At 63.5% G+C, this 22,367-nt stretch carries 27 protein-coding genes and 1 tRNA gene; 16 read left to right on the top strand and 12 right to left on the bottom strand.

What is annotated here, in order from left to right; translation table 11 throughout:
• Positions 1–121: 121 nt before the first annotated feature.
• The 6 genes from DV733_RS14685 to DV733_RS17180 all read left to right on the top strand — a co-directional run bounded on the left by DV733_RS14685 (position 122) and on the right by DV733_RS17180 (position 4,584).
• Positions 122–973, top strand: coding sequence for a DUF5794 domain-containing protein (locus DV733_RS14685; RefSeq protein WP_049992736.1), 852 nt, complete (start codon positions 122–124; stop codon positions 971–973).
• Between the two features lie 57 nt (positions 974–1,030).
• On the top strand, positions 1,031–1,261 hold the full coding sequence (locus DV733_RS14680) for a DUF5795 family protein (RefSeq protein WP_049992735.1): 231 nt from the start codon (positions 1,031–1,033) through the stop codon (positions 1,259–1,261).
• A gap of 42 nt (positions 1,262–1,303) precedes the next feature.
• A tRNA-Trp gene (locus tag DV733_RS16975) sits at positions 1,304–1,480 on the top strand.
• A gap of 233 nt (positions 1,481–1,713) precedes the next feature.
• Entirely contained in the window at positions 1,714–1,983 is a 270-nt protein-coding gene (locus DV733_RS14675) for a hypothetical protein (RefSeq protein WP_049992734.1), read from the top strand.
• 270 nt (positions 1,984–2,253) lie between these two features.
• Positions 2,254–2,880, top strand: coding sequence for a GNAT family N-acetyltransferase (locus DV733_RS14670; protein ID WP_161569362.1), 627 nt, complete (start codon positions 2,254–2,256; stop codon positions 2,878–2,880).
• Positions 2,881–4,326: 1,446 nt separating this feature from the next.
• Positions 4,327–4,584 (top strand): hypothetical protein, encoded by a 258-nt coding sequence (locus tag DV733_RS17180; RefSeq protein WP_049992732.1) that lies wholly within the window; start codon positions 4,327–4,329, stop codon positions 4,582–4,584.
• 280 nt (positions 4,585–4,864) lie between these two features.
• On the opposite strand, the gene DV733_RS14665 is transcribed toward DV733_RS17180, so the two are convergent.
• Complete coding sequence (locus DV733_RS14665) at positions 4,865–5,707, bottom strand: GIDE domain-containing protein (protein WP_049992731.1); 843 nt, start codon at positions 5,705–5,707, stop codon at positions 4,865–4,867.
• Between the two features lie 158 nt (positions 5,708–5,865).
• Between DV733_RS14665 and DV733_RS14660 the strand changes: the two genes are divergently transcribed.
• The 3 genes from DV733_RS14660 (at position 5,866) to DV733_RS14650 (ending at position 8,274) form a co-directional block, all read left to right on the top strand.
• The gene (locus DV733_RS14660; protein ID WP_049992730.1) at positions 5,866–6,849 is read left to right on the top strand and encodes a ring-cleaving dioxygenase; all 984 of its coding nucleotides are present in this window, start codon (positions 5,866–5,868) and stop codon (positions 6,847–6,849) included.
• A 169-nt stretch (positions 6,850–7,018) separates the two neighbouring features.
• On the top strand, positions 7,019–7,255 hold the full coding sequence (locus DV733_RS14655) for a hypothetical protein (RefSeq protein WP_136342362.1): 237 nt from the start codon (positions 7,019–7,021) through the stop codon (positions 7,253–7,255).
• Positions 7,189–8,274 (top strand): hypothetical protein, encoded by a 1,086-nt coding sequence (locus DV733_RS14650; RefSeq protein WP_161569361.1) that lies wholly within the window; start codon positions 7,189–7,191, stop codon positions 8,272–8,274. Before DV733_RS14655 ends, DV733_RS14650 begins: the two co-directional genes overlap by 67 nt.
• Positions 8,275–8,298: 24 nt before the next feature.
• Here DV733_RS14650 and DV733_RS14645 read toward each other — a convergent pair whose 3' ends face one another.
• Together DV733_RS14645 and DV733_RS14640 are read right to left on the bottom strand one after the other, a co-directional pair.
• Positions 8,299–8,778, bottom strand: a complete 480-nt coding sequence (locus DV733_RS14645) for a DUF309 domain-containing protein (protein ID WP_049992728.1) — start codon at positions 8,776–8,778, stop codon at positions 8,299–8,301.
• Between the two features lie 37 nt (positions 8,779–8,815).
• Positions 8,816–9,040, bottom strand: a complete 225-nt coding sequence (locus DV733_RS14640) for a zinc-ribbon domain-containing protein (protein WP_049992727.1) — start codon at positions 9,038–9,040, stop codon at positions 8,816–8,818.
• An 83-nt stretch (positions 9,041–9,123) separates the two neighbouring features.
• Between DV733_RS14640 and DV733_RS14635 the strand changes: the two genes are divergently transcribed.
• A complete protein-coding gene (locus DV733_RS14635) occupies positions 9,124–9,969 on the top strand; it encodes an isoaspartyl peptidase/L-asparaginase (protein ID WP_049992726.1) in 846 nt (281 codons plus the stop codon).
• Positions 9,970–10,014: 45 nt separating this feature from the next.
• Entirely contained in the window at positions 10,015–10,911 is an 897-nt protein-coding gene (map, locus tag DV733_RS14630) for a type II methionyl aminopeptidase (protein ID WP_049992725.1), read from the top strand.
• Positions 10,912–10,929: 18 nt separating this feature from the next.
• Here map and DV733_RS14625 read toward each other — a convergent pair whose 3' ends face one another.
• Positions 10,930–11,349: a DoxX family protein gene (locus DV733_RS14625; protein WP_049992724.1), complete on the bottom strand. Its 420-nt coding sequence runs from the start codon at positions 11,347–11,349 to the stop codon at positions 10,930–10,932.
• A gap of 142 nt (positions 11,350–11,491) precedes the next feature.
• Between DV733_RS14625 and DV733_RS14620 the strand changes: the two genes are divergently transcribed.
• Both DV733_RS14620 and DV733_RS14615 read left to right on the top strand, forming a co-directional pair.
• Positions 11,492–11,836, top strand: a complete 345-nt coding sequence (locus DV733_RS14620) for a winged helix-turn-helix transcriptional regulator (protein WP_049992723.1) — start codon at positions 11,492–11,494, stop codon at positions 11,834–11,836.
• 33 nt (positions 11,837–11,869) lie between these two features.
• Positions 11,870–12,196, top strand: a complete 327-nt coding sequence (locus tag DV733_RS14615) for a DUF5789 family protein (protein WP_049992722.1) — start codon at positions 11,870–11,872, stop codon at positions 12,194–12,196.
• Here DV733_RS14615 and aglJ read toward each other — a convergent pair.
• Positions 12,173–13,165, bottom strand: coding sequence for an S-layer glycoprotein N-glycosyltransferase AglJ (gene aglJ, locus DV733_RS14610; protein WP_049992721.1), 993 nt, complete (start codon positions 13,163–13,165; stop codon positions 12,173–12,175). The two genes, DV733_RS14615 and aglJ, sit on opposite strands and share 24 nt — an antisense overlap.
• 114 nt (positions 13,166–13,279) lie before the next feature.
• On the opposite strand from aglJ, the gene DV733_RS14605 reads away from it, so the two are divergent.
• Together DV733_RS14605 and DV733_RS14600 are read left to right on the top strand one after the other, a co-directional pair.
• Positions 13,280–13,873, top strand: coding sequence for a protein sorting system archaetidylserine decarboxylase (locus tag DV733_RS14605; RefSeq protein ID WP_049992720.1), 594 nt, complete (start codon positions 13,280–13,282; stop codon positions 13,871–13,873).
• Positions 13,874–13,929: 56 nt separating this feature from the next.
• Positions 13,930–14,379 (top strand): MaoC family dehydratase, encoded by a 450-nt coding sequence (locus DV733_RS14600; protein WP_049992719.1) that lies wholly within the window; start codon positions 13,930–13,932, stop codon positions 14,377–14,379.
• A 16-nt stretch (positions 14,380–14,395) separates the two neighbouring features.
• Here DV733_RS14600 and DV733_RS14595 read toward each other — a convergent pair whose 3' ends face one another.
• From DV733_RS14595 to DV733_RS14580, 4 genes are all read right to left on the bottom strand, one after another.
• Positions 14,396–14,761 (bottom strand): DUF5658 family protein, encoded by a 366-nt coding sequence (locus DV733_RS14595; protein WP_237560467.1) that lies wholly within the window; start codon positions 14,759–14,761, stop codon positions 14,396–14,398.
• A 134-nt stretch (positions 14,762–14,895) separates the two neighbouring features.
• A complete protein-coding gene (locus DV733_RS14590) occupies positions 14,896–16,563 on the bottom strand; it encodes a methyl-accepting chemotaxis protein (protein WP_161569360.1) in 1,668 nt (555 codons plus the stop codon).
• A gap of 82 nt (positions 16,564–16,645) precedes the next feature.
• Positions 16,646–17,854 (bottom strand): MFS transporter, encoded by a 1,209-nt coding sequence (locus tag DV733_RS14585; RefSeq protein ID WP_049992717.1) that lies wholly within the window; start codon positions 17,852–17,854, stop codon positions 16,646–16,648.
• 78 nt (positions 17,855–17,932) lie between these two features.
• Positions 17,933–19,696, bottom strand: a complete 1,764-nt coding sequence (locus tag DV733_RS14580; RefSeq protein ID WP_049992716.1) for an acyl-CoA carboxylase subunit beta — start codon at positions 19,694–19,696, stop codon at positions 17,933–17,935.
• Positions 19,697–19,790: 94 nt separating this feature from the next.
• Between DV733_RS14580 and DV733_RS14575 the strand changes: the two genes are divergently transcribed.
• Positions 19,791–20,111 carry a cupin domain-containing protein gene (locus DV733_RS14575; RefSeq protein WP_049992715.1) on the top strand — a complete coding sequence of 107 codons (321 nt, stop codon included), beginning with the start codon at positions 19,791–19,793 and terminating at the stop codon, positions 20,109–20,111.
• On the opposite strand, the gene DV733_RS14570 is transcribed toward DV733_RS14575, so the two are convergent.
• The 3 genes from DV733_RS14570 to DV733_RS14560 form a co-directional block, all read right to left on the bottom strand.
• Positions 20,108–20,812, bottom strand: coding sequence for a class I SAM-dependent methyltransferase (locus tag DV733_RS14570; RefSeq protein WP_049992714.1), 705 nt, complete (start codon positions 20,810–20,812; stop codon positions 20,108–20,110). The genes DV733_RS14575 and DV733_RS14570 overlap by 4 nt on opposite strands.
• The gene (locus tag DV733_RS14565) at positions 20,812–21,696 is read right to left on the bottom strand and encodes an aldo/keto reductase (RefSeq protein ID WP_049992713.1); all 885 of its coding nucleotides are present in this window, start codon (positions 21,694–21,696) and stop codon (positions 20,812–20,814) included. Before DV733_RS14565 ends, DV733_RS14570 begins: the two co-directional genes overlap by 1 nt.
• Positions 21,697–21,776: 80 nt before the next feature.
• The gene (locus DV733_RS14560; RefSeq protein ID WP_049992712.1) at positions 21,777–22,283 is read right to left on the bottom strand and encodes a hypothetical protein; all 507 of its coding nucleotides are present in this window, start codon (positions 22,281–22,283) and stop codon (positions 21,777–21,779) included.
• Positions 22,284–22,367 lie beyond the last annotated feature (84 nt).

The raw sequence follows: 22,367 nt of genomic DNA, 5'->3' as shown, positions 1-22,367 counted from the left end.
GGAATTGCAATCACCAGTCGTCGAACTGGGCGGAGTTCGCACGCGTCTTCGAAGCCCGACCACGGTATCGGCGGCGCGTGCGTGAATCCCCACAGGCCACGGGAGACGGCCCTGTAGCCTGATGAGTAGCTCCCAACACCCGATCGCGCTCGCGATAGAGCGCCAGGTCGGAGGCTCGACGCGTCTGTTGGCGACTGTCATGTGTCTCCCGTTAGTCGACGGGCTGTTCCCCGCACTCGTGTTGGCGGGTGCGGTCGACGGCCCAGTCGGCATTCTCGAAGTAGGGCTGCTGGTATTCGGCGGGAGTGCGACCGTCGCGGTAATTCTCGCGGACATGGACGGCGGCCCGCGCGAACAGCTACCCAAGATTCTGGGCGTCGGCGCGGTTCTGGTGGCCGGCGCAGCCGTGATGGCCGCGCTCGCACCGACGGTCGAGAGCCTGCTCAACCTCTGGGTCTTCGAGCGCTTCGCCGCCGTCGTGATCCTCGCGGTCGCCGCCAAGACTGCCAGCGCCCGGATCGGCGACTTGCTCCCCCGACCGGCGATGATCGTCGCGCTGGGCTTTCTCGCAAGCGTCGAGCCCGCAAACGCGACGCTCGTCGTCTCGACCGACCTCGGGCTGATCGCTCGCGGGACCGCTGCGGCGGCCGTCGGCGTCGCGTTCGCCGTCGCCGTCTCGCTGGCGGGACCGACGCTCCGGCGCTCGGTCGATCTCGACCGCTTCCGATTCGGGAGCGCCGTCGCGCTGGGGATGCTCCCGCTGTCGATATTCGGTCTCGTCCCGGGTAACGCGCCGCTCGCGCTGGCTGTCCTGGGACTGACTGCCGTGCTCGCGTTCGACCCTGATGGGGAGGCAGCCCGCTCTCGCTCCCGGACGACGGCGACCGACGGCGGTGACGGTCACTCCCGAGAGCAGGACCTCACTGACGGGCTGAACACCAGCGACGACGGGTACCAGGCTCCCTGGCTCTGACCCCCTAGCGATCGGCGGACGGGAACACTTAGGACCCTTCTCGCCCAGACTCCGACTATGAGTGAGAACCGCGTGGTTCAGGGGCGGATGGTCACACCGAAGCGACTGGCCGAATTGATCGAAGGTGAAGATGTCATGGACGCCGAATCGATTGAAGACACCGACCGGGCGTGTCCAGAATGCGGTGGCGACGTCATCGAGGTGGGGTACATGCCCTCGATTACGGAGTTCGTGACTGGATACAAGTGCCAGGACTGTGATTGGGCCGCGACCGATCGCGAGGAGTAGAATCGAAATCCCTTTAGGGAGATTAGGCTTACGGGTGAGTGCGGGGTCGTGGCCAAGTCCGGCATGGCGACTGACTCCAGAGGCAACGCGCCCGGGACGACACTCCAGACTGATATACTGAGCGGCCGACTGATCATCGACCGCGCTGATGACCCTCTGGAGTTCCGAGGCGCTACCGGAGATATCAGTCGATCGGGAGTTCAAATCTCTCCGACCCCATAACTTCTCGCGCTGCTCGACTCCGAGCAGCGCGTGAATTCTGAACGTGGAGAGTTTGAACCAGGGAGCGAGCGAAGCGAATTTCCCGTGGTTCAACATCTCTCCGACCCCTCTGCGTGAGCTTGGCGTCAAGTGCTACCAGATCAACATCTCGCTAGACGCGTTTTGACGCGCGGACGATCTCTCACGAGATCGCCTCGCAGTTCTCGCCGTTCTCGAAGCGATTCGCGAAGTTGTCCGTCGACTTCGCGACGATCGGGCACACGATCAAAGACGTCCATCCCGAGGGCAAGCGCCAGGCGACCACGTTCTTCTACAAGCCGGAGAAGACGCAGGTGCAGTTCTTCGAGGACTACCAGGACGACGATCGCGTCGATGCTGTGTTTCCTGATCCCGTTTACGGGCTGGAGAAGCCGCCGGAAGGGCTGTATGGCCCGGATGATTGGTCTCCGCTACAATGGGACCTCGACGAAGACAGATTGCTCCTGTCAGCCTCAAATTAGTCCGAATTTGCGATATATCTTGACACCTGTGCTGAATACAAGGCGCGAATCGATCACTGATATCTCGAGCGTTGGGAGAGGACGAATCGGTAGAGACAAGTGAAGCACTGGTCGGTCAGTACAGAGCGTATGGTTGTCTCGAAACGAGTATTTCTTAAACTGAAGTTGGAACAGTTACCTATGGGTCTCACTTCGCGCACCCTGTGGACTCTCCGCCGGTATTGGGCTGACCGACTCGGCGTTCCTTCCGGTGCGTTCGAGGAATCAGAAGTGACTGTCGGCCTGGTTGAGGAGAGTGGTGTCCAGTTGTTTTGTCGCAACGATGCACTGGTCGTCGGTGCACCGAACGCACTCGTAGAGTCGGCTAAAGACCAGGGGGAGGCCCTTGAAACACTTGATACTGATACCGTCGATGAAGTCCACGAGTGGTTCACTTACTTCGACGGTATAGAGCAAGTCCTCGGCCCCACCTTCTATGGATACTCTGACCGGGAAACGTTCTCCTCCATCGAATCGGATGCTCGCGTCCTAACCTCCGCTGATAGCACTGCCTACCGGACGTTTCGGAGCAGTATACCAGATGAAGAGTGGGAAAACGGTGGCATGCAGTTCACTCCCGATGAAACTGTGGGTCTGTTCGTTGATGGGAAACTCGTGGCAATCGCAGGCTATGAGGTTTGGGATGGCTTGCTTGCCCATCTGGCAGTTGTGACCCATCCGGACCACCGCAATCAAGGATACGGCAAAGCCGTAGTTTCCCGAGCCACAGAGCAGGCATTGGCTGACGGCCTCCTCCCGCAGTACCGAACCTCAGATGCGTGGCCGTGGTCAGTCACTCTTGCCCAGAACCTCGGGTTTCATAGGTTTGCGACAGCGTATTTTGGTGTCTATCAGTAGTAAATACGTTTGACGTTTGGTAGATCCGCATGTTCTCTGTACCGGCTGGTTCGGGAATGTAAACCGCGAATTTAACTAACTCTGTATGCTGACTTCAGTCTCTATATTCAGCAAAACACGTCTATCAGCCTCTAAAGACTTAGAGTGGAAGCCAGGATCTCGAAAAGTACCAAATAAGCCCTGATAGACCCCGCTATCTGTGAATCTGGCCCGAATTCCCAATTTCCCTCTCGACTGCTGGTAGATCGGTCTCACCCGCTCCGAATTGAGAAGAGTATTAGTGACGATCATTCAACAAGACATATATTAATCGAATCTCAATCCCAGTTAGCGTGCTTTGGATTAAAAGCGCGCCTTGTCAGAGGCACCCTCTCCCAACCGCGATTTGAAGATCAGTCTATTCCAACCATAATAGAGATATACAAAATCGTCAGTAAGCAAACTTCGGGATGTGGAGGCACCAATACAATCCCGAATCGGATGCCAGCCTCTGACTCGCTGTTTCCTCGTTCCGCTTTCAGAAGCACTTGTATCCAGCAAATAGATATATACTCTTTCCATAAGTAATAGATGGCAACCGGAAATTGAATAAGCCCCAATAGAATAGAGAGAGTAATGCCACAAACCATTATCAAATGCCCGAATTGTGAGAAGAGCGTAAATATCGCTGTAAATGAACGGTGTCCGCATTGCAGGCGTTCGCTCGCTGACCCAGACTCCGCCAAGTAGCCGTCTCGGTCACCTGTGAATCGTCTCGATCTCCATGGTTCCCCAGTTGGCCTCCTCGATCACTCCCCACCCACCACCCCACCGTGTGCAGGATGACATATCCGTCCGATAGATCTCCGATTCGGAGGACGTGCTACGCTCGGCCCATCTAAAAGTACAAGCGAGGATCGTGGCGAGTTGACCCCCTCACATAGGGGGACGAGTCTCCTCCGCAGCGTACGCCCCCGAGCGGAGCGACGGGGTATTCGTAGTATCGCACACACCTGGACCCAATACTTTCGAACATGTTCGACGGGTCGAATGGTGAGTTTTATTTGTAAACCGGGATAGGTGATGAATGGTACAGAGGGGAGATGAAATGGTGCCTCTGACACAGCTCACCTCCCCTTTGTGCCGATCGTTCAATCGGCACTTGTCTAATCGGTTTGTGCTGACCTGAATTTTCCGATAATCCGCTGGCCCTGAATATGTATATATTAAATCCTCAGAACGTAGAGTAGATGTGTTGCCTCTATTTTCGAAGAATTATTCACACCCTATAGATTTTTAAGCGCTTCTCGGCTTTTGGCCCGAATTCACGGAAGTATCGGTATGCAGGCCGCTAGAAGATTGGGTGGCTTGCCCCGCTGGATGTGATGAGAGATTCGAAGTAGTAGCCATCCCTGAGAACCGAATCGGAATCAAGTGCTTCGGTTATTGTGCTCACACCATACGCGGATGCCGCGCCGGTGGATACAACTCAACACCGACTGTCTGTTCAAGATATTGCTGCCCTTCAGTCGTCAGTCCGACCACGTCCGCGTCAGTAGTAAGAAGCGTGATGAGATCATGAACATGTCCCTGTTGACCTATCGGGCCGATAGTGCCGAACTCGAACCCGATATTCGTGAAGTAGTACGGGAGTCGTCGCTCAACTCCGTAAACGCGGCCTGTGAATCGACCAGGGAAGTCGCGCGCAGCGAGACCGAGGCGTGACCCAGCGGGAACGACTCGATGCGAACGGTGGAACCGTGAGCGAGAGCGAGCACGTCTTCCCGTGGTTCAACAGTTCCCCGACCCCAAGATTCTCGTGGTGCTCAATTTCGAGCAGCGTGTGTATTCTGTACGTTGAACGCTCAAACGATAGTAGCCATTGAAAGTCAATGTACACACGATCACACGGCAACAGTGCGATCGATGTGTAAATCGTTTCAATTGTTACTATAGGGGGACGCGATGATCGTACTCAGGGGGAGCCATCGGCAGTAACCGAGAATCACCCGACAGCGATCAGGAACACCGACAACAGCATCATCGCGAGAATCACGGTGATCGAGCCGTAGAATAGCTTCCAGTACGACCATCGATACCGCCACGCCAGCGTATCGGGATCGAGGTCGGAGACGACCATCGGTCCCCGTTCCGGGGGTGCGAGAACGTTCTCCCCATCTGCCCTCGTCTCTATCGTTCCGCGGATCGTGAGCGTGTCTCCGGGTTCGACGATCGCTTCGTGATAGCGTCGCGCACCGTGTTTCCGGCCGAGATCGACGAGGGTCACTCCCGGATCGGGCGCTTCGAGTCCGACCTTTCGTTCGAGGGTGCGAAACTGTGCAGGCGGTTCTACCGCCTGTGGGATCTCTTCGGTGAAATCGAACGATTCGACCTCGACGAGAGTGGACTCAATGTCGAAGCCAGTGACGGCGTCGTATCCCAGCATACTGGTCGTCGAAGTCGTCGATCCCTCGCAGGTCTGGGCCGGGACCGTGACCAACGCACCGCCAGATTCGATCCCGAACGCACCACTTCGGAGCCCCCTGGCTTCCGGAGACCAGTACTTCAGTTGTAGATTTTCGTCTTGCCACTCGGAGACTGACCAGACGGCGACGAGCGCCTCGCGTTCGGTGAGCGGTGCGTGGATCGGGGACTCACGCGTCCGTGCTGCCCCCGTCAGGAGTACTGTGTTCCCAGATGTGACCGTGTCGGGCGTCCCCACCTCCGTGTCCCGGACGAGACGGTACCGGGCACGCCGCTGCCAACCCTTGTATATCGGCCAGGCGGCGGCGACAGACATCGCCAGCCCGACCATGACGACAGCACCGACGGCATCGGCACTGGTCATTGATCGAGTCAATTGCTCCGACCCTGAAAATGACTGTGATCTGTCGTGGCCCGACCGAGCCAGCGAGGAGTTCAGGTACTCTCGACCGGGCCGCATCCGACAGCCGGTGACATCCACGTCAGCGCGAATTCAAGGCCCTCCGGCACCTACCGAAACCAATGACAGATCCCACACCGGGCATCCACCACGTGACGTGTATCGCCGGCAATCCCCAGCGAAACCTCGACTTCTGGGTCGAGGCGCTGGGGCTGCGACTGGTCAAGCGATCGGTCAACCAGGACGACCCCGGGACGTATCACTTCTTCTTCGCGGACGCGGAGGGCACACCCGGAACGAGCATGACGTTCTTCCCCTGGGAGAATTTCCGCCAAGGAAAAGTCGGCTCCGGCCAGGTCGCCCGGACTGCCTTCCGGGTCCCCGAGGGAAGTCTGGACTACTGGCAAGAGCGGTTCGAGGCGTACGACGTGCCTTACAGTGACCGGGTCGAACGATTCGGCGAGACGGTCCTCCCGTTCGAAGACCCGGACGGCCTCCCCGTCGAACTCGTGGCAGTCGAGATTCCCGACGATGATCCGACTGTGCCGTGGACGGCATTCGTCCCCGAGGAACACGCGATCAGGGGCTTTCACTCGGTGACGCTGTGGCTGGCCGACCCCGAGCCGACCGAAGACCTCCTCAGGACGATGGGCCTTACCGAAGTCGGGACCGAACAGGCCCAGGGAGATACGCCCGGCGACGAGCGAACCCGATTCGCTGCGGCGGGGCCGGTCGGCAAATACGTGGACATCCTGCCGACGATCCAGGGCGGTCGGCAGGGTCACGGGACGGTGCATCACGTCGCCTTCCAGACGCCGACCGACGGCGAGCAGGAGTCGATGCGAACGGCGGTTCGTCGGGCGGGGCTGAATCCGACGGCCCAGATCGACCGCCACTGGTTTCGGTCGGTCTACTTCCGGGAGTTCGGCGGCGTCCTGTTCGAACTCGCGACCAACGGCCCGGGATACGACAGCGACGAACCGCTCGACGAACTGGGTGAGCGACTCGTCCTCCCCGGCAAATTCGACGCTCGGCGCGAGGAGATCGAAGCACAGCTGACCGACATCGAGGTGCCGCGGCCCGGGGAGGTAGCGGCTGAGGACTGATCCGACGGTAGACGAACGGCGGATTCAGGACATGAACCTTTAATAATCGGACTCCAGTCTACCTACACAAGGGTGGGACCCTATTCCGAGTCATCGTCAGCCAGCAGACCGACCAGTACAGACTGAATCCCCGGGGGAGACCGATCCGCTCGGTGCGATCCGCTCGCTCGTGGGGACGGGGGAGACTATCGAGGCGATCGTCGAGTCGAACGACGACCCGCTCGTCCGCGAGTCCGCCAGCGGCGAGGAGACGTTCGAACCGCAGCCGGGCCACCGGGCCGTCGGCGTCCTGACCGACAGACGGATCGTCCTCGCTGGGGGACCGACGACGACCCGGCGGTGTCGATTCCCTACCGCGAGGTCAGAGCCGTCGCCCTCGACGATCCGCGAGAACCGACGACAGTGAGCGTGACCGTCGAGGCGGCGACGACGTGGCGGCTCGGCGTCGCATCATCGTCACGCAGTGCGGCGAAGTACGGTCTCCGACTCGTCGAGAAGGCCATCGACCTCTTCGAGCAGGTCGAAGATGCGACCAGAGCCGTGGAAGCCGCGCGGGCCGACCTGATCGAACCGATCGCGGACGGCGACTGGGCGACGACGCGCGAGCGCTACGAGCAGTTGCGCTCGACCGTCGACTGCGCACAGGTCGGCGTCGAGAACTCCCCGTTCGAGGGCGTCCCGGCGTTCCGTGACCCGCTCGACCGAGCCGACACCACACTCGAATCGGCCTACGTCGAGGCGGTACTCCGCCGCGTGGAAAAACTGCGAGCGGTTGGTCGGGAGTGGCTCGACGACGGAGACGTCGAGCGCGGCGCGCGAGCGATCGAAACCGCTCGCGAGAGCCTGAACGAAGTCACCGCGCGGGCAGAGTCACACGGCTTCGTCGTCGGCGACGACGTCAGGGGGGTCCGGCTCGATTCGCTGTCCTCGCCGGTCGGCGACGCCCCCTCACTCACAGCGGCGATCGAACGGGCACAGGAGCGGGTCGACGCGCTGGCGCGGCGGCCGATCGAGACGGCCGACGAGCGCCGCCAGCGAGCGGTCGAAACTGGGTCGATCACGGGGCTGGAGACGGCTCTCGACCGGTATCAGACACTCCTCGATGTCGTGTGGTCCGACGAAGGGACGTTCGGCCTCGATCGGGAGCGCCTGCAAGAACGCGTCGAAGCGACGGCCAGCGAGGTGATCGACCTCAGAGTAGACATCGCTGAGGCAGCCGCAGCCTACGCCGAGAACGCCCGTCGAGCTGACCGACCGCTCGACGCCGGTGACGCCTACCGGACGGCCGTCCAGCACTACGAGCGAGCCCACGAACTCGCGAAGGTCTACCGCGCGGGTGAACCACAACCGATCGGCGACGCACTGGCGGCAGTCAGCGAGGCGCGAACGGCGGTCCCGGTCAGAGCGACGCTGCGCGAATCGTGACCGAGCCGCGGCCAGGAATCGCGATCAGTGATCCAGACTGGCGACGAACGCGTGGTCTTCCTCGCGGGCTGTCGGGCGGTCGTCGTCGAGACGGATCGCCCAGCCCTCGAGCACGTCGGGGTCGGCACGGGCGTTCGTGAGTACCGTCCGGACGTCGAGGACGTCGACGCCGTAGAAGTCACGCGGAACGCCCTGAAAGTACTGTAGCGCAGTACCGAAGAGGCTCCGCATGCCGTCGTCGTCCTCGAAGTCGACGTGTTTGTACGCGCCGGCCGCGACCTGGACCATCCCGTGAAGGAAGGCGCTCTCGGTCGTGCCGCGGCCGTAGTTGTACCACTCGTCCTCGAAACAGTCGTGGCTGGCGTGGTAGTGGCCGCTGTTGAACAGTCGAACACCGTGGACGACGGCCCGGCGCAGCGTCGCGTGCTCCCAGCGCCCCTCGCTCCAGCCCGTCGGCGACCCGACGGGTGGACCGACGCTGTCGTCGCGGGTGTGGTCGTCCATAGTTCTCGAGAGGGCGTCGAGACGGGAAACTCCACCGCTAGAGGGATTTCCCACACTCCGGGCAGCGCGTCGCGTCGGGTGGCGTCCGGTGATGACACCGCGGGCAGACGACGTCTTCGCCGCCGCTCCCCCCGCGTCGGCCGGTCGACCACTCGTCTCCACCGCCTGAAAACGCGCGTCCGATCAGCACGAGGAGAACGAGACCGACGACGGGGATACTCGCGAGGATCCACGTCGACTCGACCGCCAGTGGCACGACCATGCCAGCGGATGGGGCCACCAGCCAGGTAAGCGTTGTGCGGATCGGGGGGCGTGTTTAAGTTCCGTGCCACGAAATGCCAACCCATGGACGTGATCGTGCACGGCGGTGCAGGATCGGACCCGGCCGACCCCGAGGGACGTGCGTCGGCGCTGGAGAAGGCAGCCAGCAGGGGAGCAGACGCTGCCTCGCCGGTGGACGCCGTAGTCGCGGCGGTTCGGTGGCTGGAGTCGACGCCACAGTTCAACGCCGGCGTCGGCAGTGCCGTCCAGAGCGACGGGACGATCCGGACGGACGCCGGGATGATGACCGGGAGCGGATCGGCGGGTGCGGCCTGCTCGATGCCCGGGGTCGAGCACGCGATCGAGGTCGCGCGGGTCGTGATGGCCTCGACGCCGCACGTACTCGTCTCGGGCGAACACGCCGTCGATCTGGCGGCATCGTTCGGGATTCCGACTCGGGTCGACCTCTGGACTGAACGGACGCGCGAGCGCTGGGCCGAGGTCGAGCCGCCGATGACTGGTCTCGAAGACCAACTGGCGTGGGTTCGCGAGCACTTCGGCGGCCACGACACCGTCGGCGCGGTCGCGACCGACGGGGAGCGCGTCGCGACCGCGACCTCGACCGGCGGGCGGTGGTTCGCGCTCGCCGGACGAGTCGGTGACGTCCCACAGATCGGGTCGGGATTTTACGCCAGCGAAGCCGGTGGGGCGAGCGCGACGGGCGCCGGCGAGGACATCGCCCGCGAGACGCTCGCTCGCGAGGCAGTCTCTCACCTCGAAGACGGAACGGACGCCCAGACGGCTGCCGATCGGACGATCGCCGACTTCGACGTCGCTCGAACGGGCGACGCAGGCGTGATCGTGATGAGCGTCGACGGTGACGCCGGGAGCGCGTACAACAGCGAGTCGATGCAAGTCGCCACCGAGTAGGTCGGAACGCAAACGCTTTCGGGAGCGGCGGTCGAAGTCGGCTACATGAGCGACGTCGACCTGACGAGCGAGCAGTACGAGAAGTGCCGTGAAGCCGGCGAGATCCTCGCGGCGGTCCGCGACGAGGCCGCCGAGAAAGTCGAAGTCGGTGTCTCCCACCTGGAAGTCGCCGAATGGGCCGAAGACCGCATCCGCGAACTCGGCGGCGAGCCCGCGTTCCCAGTCAACATCTCGATCGACGAGGAGGCTGCCCACGCGACCCCCAGTATCGACGACGACTCGACTTTCGGCGAGGACATGGTCAACCTCGACATCGGCGTCCACGTCGACGGCTGGCTCGCGGACACGGCCGTGACGGTCGACCTCTCGGGACACGACGAACTCGCTGCGGCCTCCGCCGAAGCGCTGGACGCCGCGATCGAGACGGTCGAGCCCGGCGTCGAGACGGGCGAGATCGGCGCGGCCATCGAGGAGGTCATCGATGGCTACGGCTTCAACCCCGTCGTCAATCTGACCGGCCACGGCCTGGGCCACTGGGAGCAGCACACGACACCGAACATCCCCAACCGCGAAGTCTCACAGAGCTCGGCGCTCGAAGTCGGTGACGTGGTGGCGATCGAGCCGTTCGCGACCGACGGCGGCGGCAAGGTCAGCGAGGGCCAGGACGAAGAGATCTTCGCACTCGACAGCGAGGGCTCGGTCAGGGATCGCTCGGCTCGCCAGGCCCTCGAACAGATCGTCGACGACTTCAAGACGCTGCCCTTCGCGACGCGCTGGCTGGACGTCTCCCGGCCGAAGATGGCGCTACGTCGCCTCAAACGCCAGGGGATCGTGCACGGGTATCCCGTCCTCAAAGAGGAGGACGGCTGTCTCGTGAGTCAGAAAGAGCACACCGTCATCGTGACCGAAGACGGCTGTGAAGTCACGACCCGGTCGCGATAGTCGACAGCGAGAGACTGCCTAGAACAAGCCGACGCCGACGGCGTAGGGCCACTCTGCGGTGCCCAGAGCCACCAGCACCAGCGTCCCGCCCACTAGCGCGGTGTTCTTCAGGAAGTGCGTCATCTCGTCCTGCTTCTGGTCTTCTGGGACGGCCCAGAAGTCGTGCATCGTCACCGTGGCGATCACGAGAAAGCCCGCGATCGCACCCGCGGCTACCACGGGAAAGACCCCGGCAGCGACGCCGAGCCCGCCACCGATCAGCAGCAGGCCGCTGGCCGGCACGAGAACGCCGGCTGCCGGAATCCCCTTGGCCTGACTGTATCCGACCATCTGCTCGGCGTTCAACAGATGGTTGAGTCCCAGAAACGCCAGGACGCCCCCGAACAGCAGGCGAGCAAACAGGAACGCTTCGGCGACACCGGCCGATTCGAGGACCATTACTGGGCACCTCCGAGCAGCCGCTGATTCTCGTTCGATACCTCGACTGGTTGCACCGCGATAGTTGCTTTCATTACGTTACCTAGTTCGAATGCGAACCTATTTATCGATTCCCGGACATAGAAGCCACCAGGTAACGCCGATGTCATCGGAACTCACTCACACGACAGACGAGGACAAACCCGGGCCGTGCTCGGTTGTGAAGACGATCGACCAGATCGGGTCGCAGTGGCGGCTGGTCGTCTTGCACGAACTGCAAGACGGCGAGCGCCGGTTCAACGAACTCAAGCGAGAGACCGACGCGAGCGCACGAACTCTCTCGCGCGTGCTCGACGACCTTCAGGAGATGGGGTTCGTCGACCGCCGGTTGGAAGAGGACGCGCCGGTCGCGAGTTACTATCGCCTGACAGAGAAAGGCGAGTCACTGTGCCCGGTCTTCGACGCGCTGGGGGAGTGGGGCGACGAGTGGGCGCTCGATCGAGCGTAGGTTTTTCCTGCCAGTCTTCCCTGGGTTCAGGCGATGGGAGTCAGGCCACCTAGCAGCGACACTTCCGACCCGGATGCGATCGAGTTCGGTATTGCGGTCCTCGACGACGTGCTCGCGGACGCGTCAGTCTCGTTTCCGGCGGACCGTGAGACCGTCGTCCAGGCGATCGGCGACCAGTCGGTCCCGTACGATGCCTCGGGCAACAGTATTCGTCTCGCCGACGCGGTCGCGGAGGTCGACACCGACCGCTTCGAGTCCGCCCAGGCACTGAAAAACGATCTCTACCCGGTCTTCGAGAAACGTCGGCAGTCGACGAGCAATAGTATTCTCGGGCAGTTACGAGCGCTCGTCCCCTTCTGAAGAGGGCTCGCGACGACCGGAATCACCCGGTCGGCCGGCGTCGTTCGGCTGGTTCTCCGCGCTCAGCCGTTCGATGTAGTGTAACTGCTCGCGGTGGAGCGTGACGATCATGTCCGAGAGGACGCCGAAGATCAACAACTGGACGCCGAAGATGATCCCGAGCGCGGAGACGATGGCGATCACCTCGTGAGAGATGCCACGTGTAAACCACTCGACAGCGACGTATCCACCCAGCATGATCCCGACGAGTGTACTCACGATCCCGACGCTCCCGAAGTAAAACAGCGGATTGTTTGTCTTGGCCATCCGGTACAGCGTCATCAGGATGACTGCTCCGTCCCGGAACGGACTCAGATTCGTCTCGGCCTCCTCGGGCCGACACTCGTAGGTGATCGGGACGACCTCGGTCGTGACGTTGTGTTTGACACACTCGACGGCCATCTCCGTCTCGATACCGAAGCCGTCGGCCGTCAGCGCGAACCGCCGTGCCGACTCGATCGTGAACGCCCGGTAGCCGCTGAGAATGTCGACGAAATCCCGGCCGTGGACGACCCGGAACGCCCGGTTTATCAGCCGATTACCGACCCTGTTGAGCCGGCTCATCGCCCCCGACTCCATGTCGGCGAAGCGATTGCCGATGACGTGTTCAGCCTCGCCGTCGAGCAGCGGTTCGAGCATGGCCGGCGCCTCGTCCGGGCGGTAGGTGGCGTCGCCGTCGAGCATCAGCACGTAGGGCTGGTCGATCAGCTGAACTGCTTCTCGGATCGCCTGGCCCTTGCCCGAACCGGTCTGTTCGCGGACGTCTGCGCCGTGGTCGCGAGCGATCTCCTGCGTGCCGTCGTCGGAGCCGCCGTCCATGACCAGGACGTGCTCGAATCCCTGTGCTTCGAATCCGTCGAGAACCTGGCCGATGGCCGCGGCTTCGTTGTACGTCGGGATCAACACGCAGACGTCGCTCCACTCGCCCATCACCCTACTGTGCACCCCAGGCGCGCAAAAAGGTGTGGTCTTGCTCCGCGCTAGAGCGCCGGCCCTGCAACGCGGGTCGAATCCCTTATGCACCTCTCGCACCCGACTCCGAGTATGTCGCGCTGGTTCGCACCCGGGACGTGGTGGTACGCCCTGCCCCTGTTGCTGCTCGCCGGGCCGCTGCTGTGGCTCGACCCCTCCCTTGGCGCGGGCGCAGCACTGGCCGGGATCGCCGTCCTCGTCTTCCATCGTAACCCCGACCGGGACGTACCCGAGTCGGGGTACGTCTCGCCCGCGGACGGCAAAGTCTCGGTGATTCGCGAGGAAGACGGCCGCCTCCGCGTGGGCGTATTCATGAACGTCCACAACGTCCACGTCAATCGCGCACCTACCGCGGGACCCATCGAAGACGTGACGCACACGCCGGGCGCGCACAAGCCGGCGTTCTCGAAAGACTCCGACCGAAACGAACGCGTCCACGTCGACTTTCCCGACTATCGAGTGACGCTGATCGCGGGGGCGTTCGCCCGACGGATCCATCCCTACGTCGAGACCGGCGACACCGTCGACCGGGGCGAGCGGATCGGCCACATCTCCTTCGGGAGTCGTGTCGACGTCCTCTTCCCGCCCGAGATCGAGCGCGATGAGCTGCTGGTCGAGCGCGGCGAGCGCGTCCGCGCGGGTCAGTCGGTGTTCGTCGAGCCCTGAGGCTGGCGGCCCACGAGCCGGGATAACCATTTGAGGATCGGCGACGACGGGCCAGTATGCCCGGGAAGTTCTACGAGGACTTCGAGGAGGGCGAGACCATCGTCCACGACAAGCGCCGGACCATCAGCGAGAGCGACAACCAGCGCTTCTGTGATCTGACGATGAACCAGCAGCCCCTGCACCTCGACGGCGAGTTCGCCGCCGAGACGCAGTTCGGCGAGCGCGTCGTCAACGGGCTCTACACGATGAGTCTCGCGGTCGGCCTGACGATCCCCGACACGACCGACGGGACCATCGTCGCGAACCTCTCCTACGACGACGTCGAGCACCCCAATCCAGTGTTCCACGGCGACACGATCCGCGCCGAGACCACGGTCGAGTCCAAACGCGAAACCAGTGACGGCGAGCGCGGCGTCGTCACCATGCACGTCGAAGTGTTCGATCAGGATGACACGCTGGTCTGTTCGTTCGACCGGACGGTGCTGGCCCAACGACGACCTGAATAGCTACCGAAAAGGGACCCTACAGAAGGTGTGTCGCGTTGCTCGCGGCGGCGACGAACCACGGAATCGCCAGTCCCAACGGCACGACCGCGCCGCGCTCGTCGAGTAGCGTACGGACGCCCGCGCCGAACCCGAGCACCACCAGCTTCACCGCGACCAGGGCGGCGATCCCGGCCGTCTCGATCGCGATTCGCATCGCCGGGTTCCCTTCGGTCATGCCCGCCTGCAGTCCCGCGTACGTCGAGACGACATCGGCCAGCAGGACCGCGACCAGTCCGACCCACAGATACGGCTCGACGGAGGCGAGGCGGCCGACGAACCGATCCTTTCCCGTGCTTTTCGCTCGATACCCCTGGTCGACGGCTGTCGACTTCTGGGTTGACATGGACACCCCCACAGCCACCATCGACAGTCTCCCCGGACTGTCCGAACTGGCGAACTGTTGGTACAGAGTGTCACTACTGTGGGCACAAATATATTGTTATCCCAACTGGTCGGCTGCCGGGACGAATAGGCTGCTCAGTCGTTCGCACGCACACTGTTGGCCCCGGTACCGCCGGCCGCGGTGCTCGTCGTCGCCAGTTCGTCGAGCATCGACTGGAGCTGTGTCGCCTCCTCGGCGAGTTCGCTCACTGTGTCGGTCATCTCGGATATCGCGGCCGTCTGCTCCTCGGCCGAGGCAGACACCGACTGGGCTTCGGAGGCCGTCTCGTCGCTGATCTCTGCGATCTCTCCGATCAGTTGGTCGACCTCTTCGGTCGTGCGAGCCTGGCTGTCGGTGGCCTGGTCGATCTCCTGGATGCCAGCATTGACGTCTTCGATCTGTTCGACGACGTTCTCGATGGCCCCCATCGCGTCTTCGATCGTCGCCGCCCCGGTTTCGACGCTGGACTCCATCTCGACCATGCCGTCGACGGCCGACTCCGCCTGCTCGCGCATCTCATCGATGAGACGCTCGACTTCCCGTGTCGCCTCCTGAGTCTCCTCGGCGAGGCCTTTGACTTCCTCGGCGACGACCGCGAACCCGTCGCCAGCCTCGCCGGCCCGCGCAGCCTCGATCGAGGCGTTCAGCGCGAGCGTGTTCGTCTGTTCTGCGATTCCGTCGATCAGGTCGACGACGTCGTCGACCTCCTCGATCCGGTCGTCGAGGGCCGCGACTTCCGCGGCGGCGCTACTGGCTTGCGATCGTATCGACTCGATCTCTGCGACGGCTGTCTCCGAATCGGCTCGGGCCGAGCGTGCGGTGTCGGTCACCTCTCGGGTCGTCTCGGCGACGTCGGCGGCGGAGGCGGCGACGGCTTCGATCGTCGCCGAGAGATCGTTCGTCTGGGCCGACGCGTCGCCCAGTCGGTCTCGCTGGTCGTCGACGCCCGAGGCGATACGCTCCATCGAGTCGCTGACGTCGTCGCTCACGCGGGCGATCTCCTGACCACTGGTCGCCGCGTCCTCGCTGACACTCGCAACGTCTTCGGAGAATTCCGTGACGTCGACGACCGTCCCCTCCAGCGAGTCGAGCATCTCGTTGAACGACGTGGCGATCTCGGCCATCGCTTCGTTGTCGGCGTCTTCGTCCAGCCGCCGCGTGAGGTCGCCTGCTGCGACTGCCGCCATGACAGTGCTGTACGCCCGCGCCTGCTCTTTGAGCCGCGAAGACGTCCGTTCGGCGTCTCTCCGAGCAGCCTCGGCTGATTCACGCGCCTCTTCGGCACGCTCTTTTTCGGTCTCTGCAGTGGCGGTCGCGTCTTCGGCCTCGGCGATCCGCTCGGCGAGCGTCGCGGCCGTCGTCTCGAACCCGCGGTAGACGTCGTCGATGCCGTCGTCGCGCTGTTCTTCGATCTCGAAGTGATACTGTTCGTTCTTGATCGCCTGCACCGCCGCCTGCAGGGTCTCGATGATGACGTACATCTCGCCGTAGATACCGGCGCCGATCCCGAACGTGATCACGAAGAGAGCGGTGACAGTCAGCCACGCGCCCTCGTAGGCTGCGATCACTACGGGAACCAGCACGGCCGTCCCGGCGAACACCCACAGTTGCCTGTTCAACGTCGATTGCAACGCAGATGGCACCAGATACTTGATCGCTTTCGAGAGGCGCGCCATCCCGGACCACAGCCGCGCACTCCCCGACGGCGACGGAGACAGAAACCGGCGCTCGGTAGTCGATCCCGAGCCGACATCAGTACTCATTCTGACCCACATAACGGGCAATCGTAGTAAACCGTTGGCACCCCATTCTCAGTGCCAATAATGCCATCGGCCCGACACTCGCTCAATCGGACGGTCTGACAGGCGTGCCGACGACCTGGAGCAGCACCGAAAGGGTGGCCACAACGACAGCCAATGCCACGATCGCCAGTTCCGGACCGACGGTGTCGGCGACTGCGCCGCCGCCGACGCGGAAGACGACGAAGGAGACCCCGTAGATCATCGACGCCGTCGAGAGGACGGTCGCCCGTCCGAGCGACGGCAGGTGGTCGTTGAGGTACTGCCCGCGGAAGGCATACGAGAGGCTCTTGACGATCCGCATGCCGACGAATCCGGGGATGGCGAGCCAGGGCTCGACGAGCATCCCCGCCAGTACCGCAGCCAGCAGGATGGGCGCGACCGCGAACCAGCCGCCGATTCCGACCGCGTCCCGGACGCGGTCGATGTTGTACGACGCCAGGGCCGTCAGCAGCATGAACGCCGCGTAGAGATAGCCGAGCCACGCCTCGGGCACGCCCGCGTCGACGACGATCGGCTGGATGTACAGATCTGCGAGTTCCGGGATCGAAAGCAACAGGGCGGTGTAGACGATGAACAGGCGGAGTTCGGGTGCGAGAAACTTCGCTCTGACAGTGTGCCAGGCGTCCCGCGCGGAGAAGGCCTCGCCACCCTCGCCCGCTGCGTACTGTTCGGTCTGGGGCATCGAGAGCAGGACGAGCGCGCCCGAGCCGGTGATCAGGCCGGCCGCGACGAAGGGGATCCGACGGTCGATCGTGTAGAGATACCCACCCAGAATCGACGTGACAGCGGAAGTGACGAGAAAGGCCGCACCGCCGCGGCCGGTGATCGTGGTGTACTCGTCGGTGTCCAGTCGTTCGTCGAGCATGTCGTAGAGGTACGCCGAGCCAGACCCCGATCGGAAGGTCAGCGCGACGCCCCAGAAGACGAACACGGCCGCGAACCCCAGGAGTGATCCCGTGACGGTGAAGGCAAACATCGAGATCGACATCAGGAGGGTGCTGACGATCAGGCTGTTCCGACGGCCGATCTTGTCGCCGACGTAGCCCGTCGGAATCTCCGCGGCGACGACGCCCGCGAAGAAGAGTCCGTTGACCAGTCCGACGCCGCCTTCGGAGAGGCCGCGCGAGAGCAGATACAGGGTGATGATCGGATAGATGAACCCTTCAGAGAGCGTCGCGCGGTAGAGGTAGAACTTCCAGATCAGGATGCGGTGTTCCCGACTCGCCTCGGCGAGTGAGGTCCCCTCGCTCACGTCCCTCTCTCCCTCGCTCTCCCGGATACACTTTTCGAAAAGGCTGACTATCTGGTCAGTTTGGGGCCAGCGACTCGATCACAGTACCGTCCCGTGTTTCTTCTCCGGTCGATCTTTCTCGACGGTCTCGTAGAACTCGAACCGTGCGTCGAGTTCGTCCCGGAGGTCGCTCGGCGGGACGATCTCGTCGATGACGACCTCGCTGGCCATCCGGTGGACGTCGATGTCCTCGCGGTAGGCCTCGCGGAGTTCGGCCTCGCGCTGTTCGCGCTCGTCGGGATCGTCGATCGCGTCGAGTTTGTTGGCGTAGACGGCGTTGATCGCCGCTTCCGGGCCCATGATCGCGATCTCGCCAGAGGGGAGCGCGATCGTCGACTCGGGATCGTAGGCGGGCCCCGACATGGCGTAGATCCCCGCACCGTAGGCCTTCCGCACGACGACGCACTGTTTGGGGACCGTCGCCGCCGAGGTCGCGTAGATCATCTTCTTGCCCTGCTCCAGGATCCCCTCTTTCTCGACCTGCGAGCCGGCCATGAACCCGGGGGTGTCACAGAGATACAGCAGCGGGATCCCATAGGCGTCACAGGTCCAGACGAACTCCGCGGCCTTTTCGGCGGCGTCGGGGAAGATCGCACCGGCGCGCTGGCTCGGCTGGTTCGCGACGACTCCCACGGGACGGCCGTCGATTCTCGCGAACCCAGTCAGGATCTCGGGACCGTACTGCGGGCGGAGTTCGAACCACGACTCCGAATCGACGACGCGCTCGATGATCTCGGTCATGTCGTAGCCCTTGTTCGGTTCCTGGGGCACGATCGAGTCGATCCCCCCGGGTGATTTCGCCGGTGCTGCCCCTGCCGTTTGGGGCGGCTCCTCATCACAGTTGTCGGGCAGATACGTCAGCAGGTCGGCCACGAGTTCGCGGGCGTGTTCTTCGTCCGTGGCGATCAGATCCGCCGATCCCGAGTGTCTGGCGTGGATCTCGGGACCACCGAGTTCCTGTAAGTCGATCTCCTCACCCGTCACCATCTCGACCATCCGCGGGGATGCGATGGCCATCGCCGACATCCCCTCGACCATGACGGTGAAATCCGCGAAGACGGGAGTGTAGGCTGCACCAGCGATACAGGGCCCGTAGAGCACGCAGATCTGGGGGACCCGACCCGAGAGCATCGAGTGGTTGTAGTAGTACTTGCCGATCCCCTCGCGATTGGCGAAGAAGCCGGTCTGCTGGTCGATCCGCCCACCCGACGAATCCATCAGGTACAGCACTGGCCGCCCTGTTTTGAGCGCGCGCTGTTGCATCCGGAGGAACTTTTCGACGCCTTTCTCGGCCATCGAGCCCGCTTTCACGGTGAAATCGTTGGCCATGACGTGCACGAGTCGGTCCTCGAAGTCGGCCGCGCCCGTGAGCAGGCCGTCGGCGGGCAGACGCTGATCTTCTTGAGGATCGTCGCCGTCAGGGTGCCACGCGTCGAAGTTAGCGAACTTTCCGTCCTCGAAGACGAAGCCGTCCTCGCCGAACCACAGATCGAGGCGGTCGCGAACGAACAGTTTCCCCTGCTCGGAGAGGCGTTGGCGGTACTTTTCGGGGCCGCCCTCGTCGATGTCTGCGATCTGTTCGCGGAGCCGTCGTTCGCGCTCGGTCGGGCCTCCAGTCTGGCCTTCGTCGACTCGGTCGGTCGCCCCGGTCGGTTCGGTCTCTGCCGGCGCGTCACGGCTGACCAGCGGTTCGTCGCTCTCGCCCACGAAAACCTCGACGGAGACGCCGTGTTCCTCGGCCAGCACGGTGGCGATCGCCTCGGCCTCTTCCCGGGTAGCCTGCGCGTCGATCCGGACCTGCATAGGCCCACGTGAATCCCTGTCGTGAAACCGTTTCTGCCACCCCCGACCCGACGCGCCACGAACCTCTTTCAGTGACGCCGCCGAACGTCGCGACATGGCGTACACGAAAATCAATTACGAGGACGTCGAACCGGTCGCAGACGCGATGCACTTCCTGCGGGACCCGCTGGGGTGCGAGCAGCTGGGACTCACTATCGTCGAGTGCGAGCCGCACTGGGAAGGCAAGCCCCACGACCACGCCGAGAACGAGCACGAGGAGGTGTACCTGCTGGTCGAGGGTCGCGCGACTGTCGTCGTCGACGGCGAGGAGGTCTCGATGAACGAGGGCGACGCCTTGCGAATCGATCCCGAGAGTCAGCGCCAGATCCAGAATCGCGGCGTCGAGAGTACGTTCGTGCTCGTCGGCGCGCCCTAGTCCCGCGTGAAGGCGAGACTGTACATTTCGCCGGCCTGATCGGTTTCGATGTCAGCCGCCAGTCGCTCGGCACGATCGACGAGCGGGCGAGCGACCGCGTCCGGGAGTGCGTCTGCGTACTCACGCGTGACGTCGAGATGTGCCTCGACGTGCGATGCGGTCCAGGGAACCGGGTCCAGCAGTGATCGCCGGCGCTCGAACGTCCACCCGCGGTCCTCGAACAGGGCACTGAGATGTGACGCCGGATAGAACGCGAGTGCCGGCCGACCGGTCGCCAGCTCGGCCGCGGCGTTCTCGAGAGCGAACAACTCCCGAATCTCGGCGTCGGGGATCGGCGTATAGTCGTCGACCACCAGCTTCGCGCCGGGGCTGGCGACGCGCGAGAGTGCCGACACGATAGGGTCGGCGTCGGGCGGTGGGACGACGTTGAACAGCGCGTGCGCGGTGACGAAGTCGACGGCGTCGCTCGGAAGCGGGATCGCACGGAGGTCGGCCCGGAGGACGTCGACGCCCTCGTGCGAGACGCGGTCACGGACCGTCCGGGCGTGAGAACGATCGTCGGTGATCGCGTAGACGGCCGCTGCACCGGCCTCACCGAGGGCGGCAGTCGCGTTCCCGACGCCAGCACCGGCTTCGAGGCAGACGCGGCCCTCGACAGGCTGATCGGAGAGCGCGGTTCGGACGGTTTCGGGGACGCTCATCAGTGGTGCAGCTGCGTCGGGACAGGACTCTCCTCGTGGCGTGATCGTTCGATCTGTGCCCGCTGTTCGGCGTCGGACAGCGGTTCGAATCGCTGGGCGGCGTCGAGGACCATCCGGACCAGTTTCGGATCGCCGAGCGAGACGACGCTTGTCAGACCGCGTGACGCCGCGAACGCGAACCGTTCGTCGATCTCGGCCTGCGTGTCGACGGGCTGATACCAGTTCGCGTACGGACGGTCCTCCTCGGGGAGTTCGTCGGTCCCGGGCCACGGCCCCTTCGCGAACGCCTTGATACCGAGTGTGCCGATGTCCTCGGCCTGGGCGCGTTCCAGAACGTCGTCGTAGCCCACCTCGTCCTCGCCCGCCCCGGCGACGACCGGGTTCATCGGGAACATGAGACTCTCCAGATCGTCGATCCGGTCGATCGCGTCGAGGATCAGGTCGGGCTCGCCGTGGCTGGTCAGCCCGATGTGGTCGATCAGGCCCTCCTCCTGTGCGTCGCGGAACGCGGCGAGAGCACCGTCGGGCCCGGTGATCTCGTCGAGTTCGTGCTCGTACTCCAGCCCGTGGACCTGGTAGAGATCGATCGTCTCGACGTCGAGCCTGTCGAGCGAGCGTTCGAGTTTCTCGCGAGCGCCCTCGTAGTCCCGTTCCATGGTCTTGCAGCCGAGAAAGATCTCCTCGCGGTGCTGCCCGAGTTTCGGGGCGAGTTTGCGTTCGGCGTCCCCGTACGCGGGCGCCACGTCGAAGTGATTGACGCCGTGATCGAGGACCAGTTCGACCAACTGATCGGCTCCCTCCTGTTCGAGCCAGTTGAGTGCAATCGCACCGAACGTACAGATCGTGCTCTCCTGTCCCGTCGTGCCGAGTGGACGCGTCTCCATACTCGAATCGAGGAACGCCCGCGTAAAAACCAGTGGGGACGGTCGAGGCAGCCGACCCACGTCTCGTACTGCCGGCCGCTTCATTCCAGGACGCTCTGTGGTCGCTTGAGATAGACCTCCTGGTCGACGACGCGCTGGAACACCTCGTAGAGCGTCTCGACGGCCGCCGGCGGTGGCGAGAACGTGATGTGCGGCGCGAGGTGGTAGCCCTTGCACGTCGTCAAGAACAGATAGAGCGTCCGGTGGTGGGCCGGCGTCGCGTCGACGACGCCAAGTTCGGAGCCGCCGAGATCGGACGCGAAGTCGTTGAGCATGTCGCCGACGTCGTCCAGCAGTTGCTGATCCGGCCGCGCGGCAGCCGACCCGAACACCTGCTGGAACGACTCGACGGTGGCCTGGAGAAACGGATTGGACTCGATGCCGGTCGGATCGACGCTCGCGAACTGGTCGTACAGCGCCAGCAGGGTCTCCAGTTCCTCGGCGGTGAGCGCGATGGGCAGGACCGGCTCGCCCTTCGGCAGTGAGTAGTCGGGGAGCGAGTACGACTGGGGGTCCGGAAGCGAGCCGAAGACGTCCTGGAGGTCCATGCCACCGTGTTCGGTCCCCACTCTCTTACCGTTTGGCTGGCCGCTGGCAGCCGGCAGTGTTTTCCCGCCGATCCGCCAACCACG

The sequence above is a fragment of the Halapricum salinum genome (genome assembly GCF_004799665.1).
Classification (GTDB): Archaea; Halobacteriota; Halobacteria; order Halobacteriales; family Haloarculaceae; genus Halapricum; species Halapricum salinum.
The sequence above is the reverse complement of the archived record's forward strand: the minus strand, read 5'-3'. Positions and strand labels throughout refer to the sequence as shown.

Coding starts and splice junctions, on each gene's coding strand:
- DV733_RS14640 (WP_049992727.1), bottom strand. CDS start 9,040: ATGGTCGTGCCACTGGCGGTCGAGTCGACGTGGATCCTCGCGAGTATC.
- DV733_RS14560 (WP_049992712.1), bottom strand. CDS start 22,283: ATGGACCTCCAGGACGTCTTCGGCTCGCTTCCGGACCCCCAGTCGTAC.
- DV733_RS14645 (WP_049992728.1), bottom strand. CDS start 8,778: ATGGACGACCACACCCGCGACGACAGCGTCGGTCCACCCGTCGGGTCG.
- DV733_RS14665 (WP_049992731.1), bottom strand. CDS start 5,707: ATGACCAGTGCCGATGCCGTCGGTGCTGTCGTCATGGTCGGGCTGGCG.
- DV733_RS14570 (WP_049992714.1), bottom strand. CDS start 20,812: ATGAGCGTCCCCGAAACCGTCCGAACCGCGCTCTCCGATCAGCCTGTC.
- DV733_RS17180 (WP_049992732.1), top strand. CDS start 4,327: ATGCCGCGCCGGTGGATACAACTCAACACCGACTGTCTGTTCAAGATA.
- DV733_RS14590 (WP_161569360.1), bottom strand. CDS start 16,563: ATGAGTACTGATGTCGGCTCGGGATCGACTACCGAGCGCCGGTTTCTG.
- DV733_RS14605 (WP_049992720.1), top strand. CDS start 13,280: ATGTCGCGCTGGTTCGCACCCGGGACGTGGTGGTACGCCCTGCCCCTG.
- DV733_RS14685 (WP_049992736.1), top strand. CDS start 122: ATGAGTAGCTCCCAACACCCGATCGCGCTCGCGATAGAGCGCCAGGTC.
- DV733_RS14575 (WP_049992715.1), top strand. CDS start 19,791: ATGGCGTACACGAAAATCAATTACGAGGACGTCGAACCGGTCGCAGAC.
- DV733_RS14635 (WP_049992726.1), top strand. CDS start 9,124: ATGGACGTGATCGTGCACGGCGGTGCAGGATCGGACCCGGCCGACCCC.
- DV733_RS14580 (WP_049992716.1), bottom strand. CDS start 19,696: ATGCAGGTCCGGATCGACGCGCAGGCTACCCGGGAAGAGGCCGAGGCG.
- DV733_RS14600 (WP_049992719.1), top strand. CDS start 13,930: ATGCCCGGGAAGTTCTACGAGGACTTCGAGGAGGGCGAGACCATCGTC.
- aglJ (WP_049992721.1), bottom strand. CDS start 13,165: ATGGGCGAGTGGAGCGACGTCTGCGTGTTGATCCCGACGTACAACGAA.
- DV733_RS14660 (WP_049992730.1), top strand. CDS start 5,866: ATGACAGATCCCACACCGGGCATCCACCACGTGACGTGTATCGCCGGC.
- DV733_RS14625 (WP_049992724.1), bottom strand. CDS start 11,349: ATGGTCCTCGAATCGGCCGGTGTCGCCGAAGCGTTCCTGTTTGCTCGC.
- DV733_RS14620 (WP_049992723.1), top strand. CDS start 11,492: ATGTCATCGGAACTCACTCACACGACAGACGAGGACAAACCCGGGCCG.
- map (WP_049992725.1), top strand. CDS start 10,015: ATGAGCGACGTCGACCTGACGAGCGAGCAGTACGAGAAGTGCCGTGAA.
- DV733_RS14565 (WP_049992713.1), bottom strand. CDS start 21,696: ATGGAGACGCGTCCACTCGGCACGACGGGACAGGAGAGCACGATCTGT.
- DV733_RS14680 (WP_049992735.1), top strand. CDS start 1,031: ATGAGTGAGAACCGCGTGGTTCAGGGGCGGATGGTCACACCGAAGCGA.
- DV733_RS14615 (WP_049992722.1), top strand. CDS start 11,870: ATGGGAGTCAGGCCACCTAGCAGCGACACTTCCGACCCGGATGCGATC.
- DV733_RS14595 (WP_237560467.1), bottom strand. CDS start 14,761: ATGTCAACCCAGAAGTCGACAGCCGTCGACCAGGGGTATCGAGCGAAA.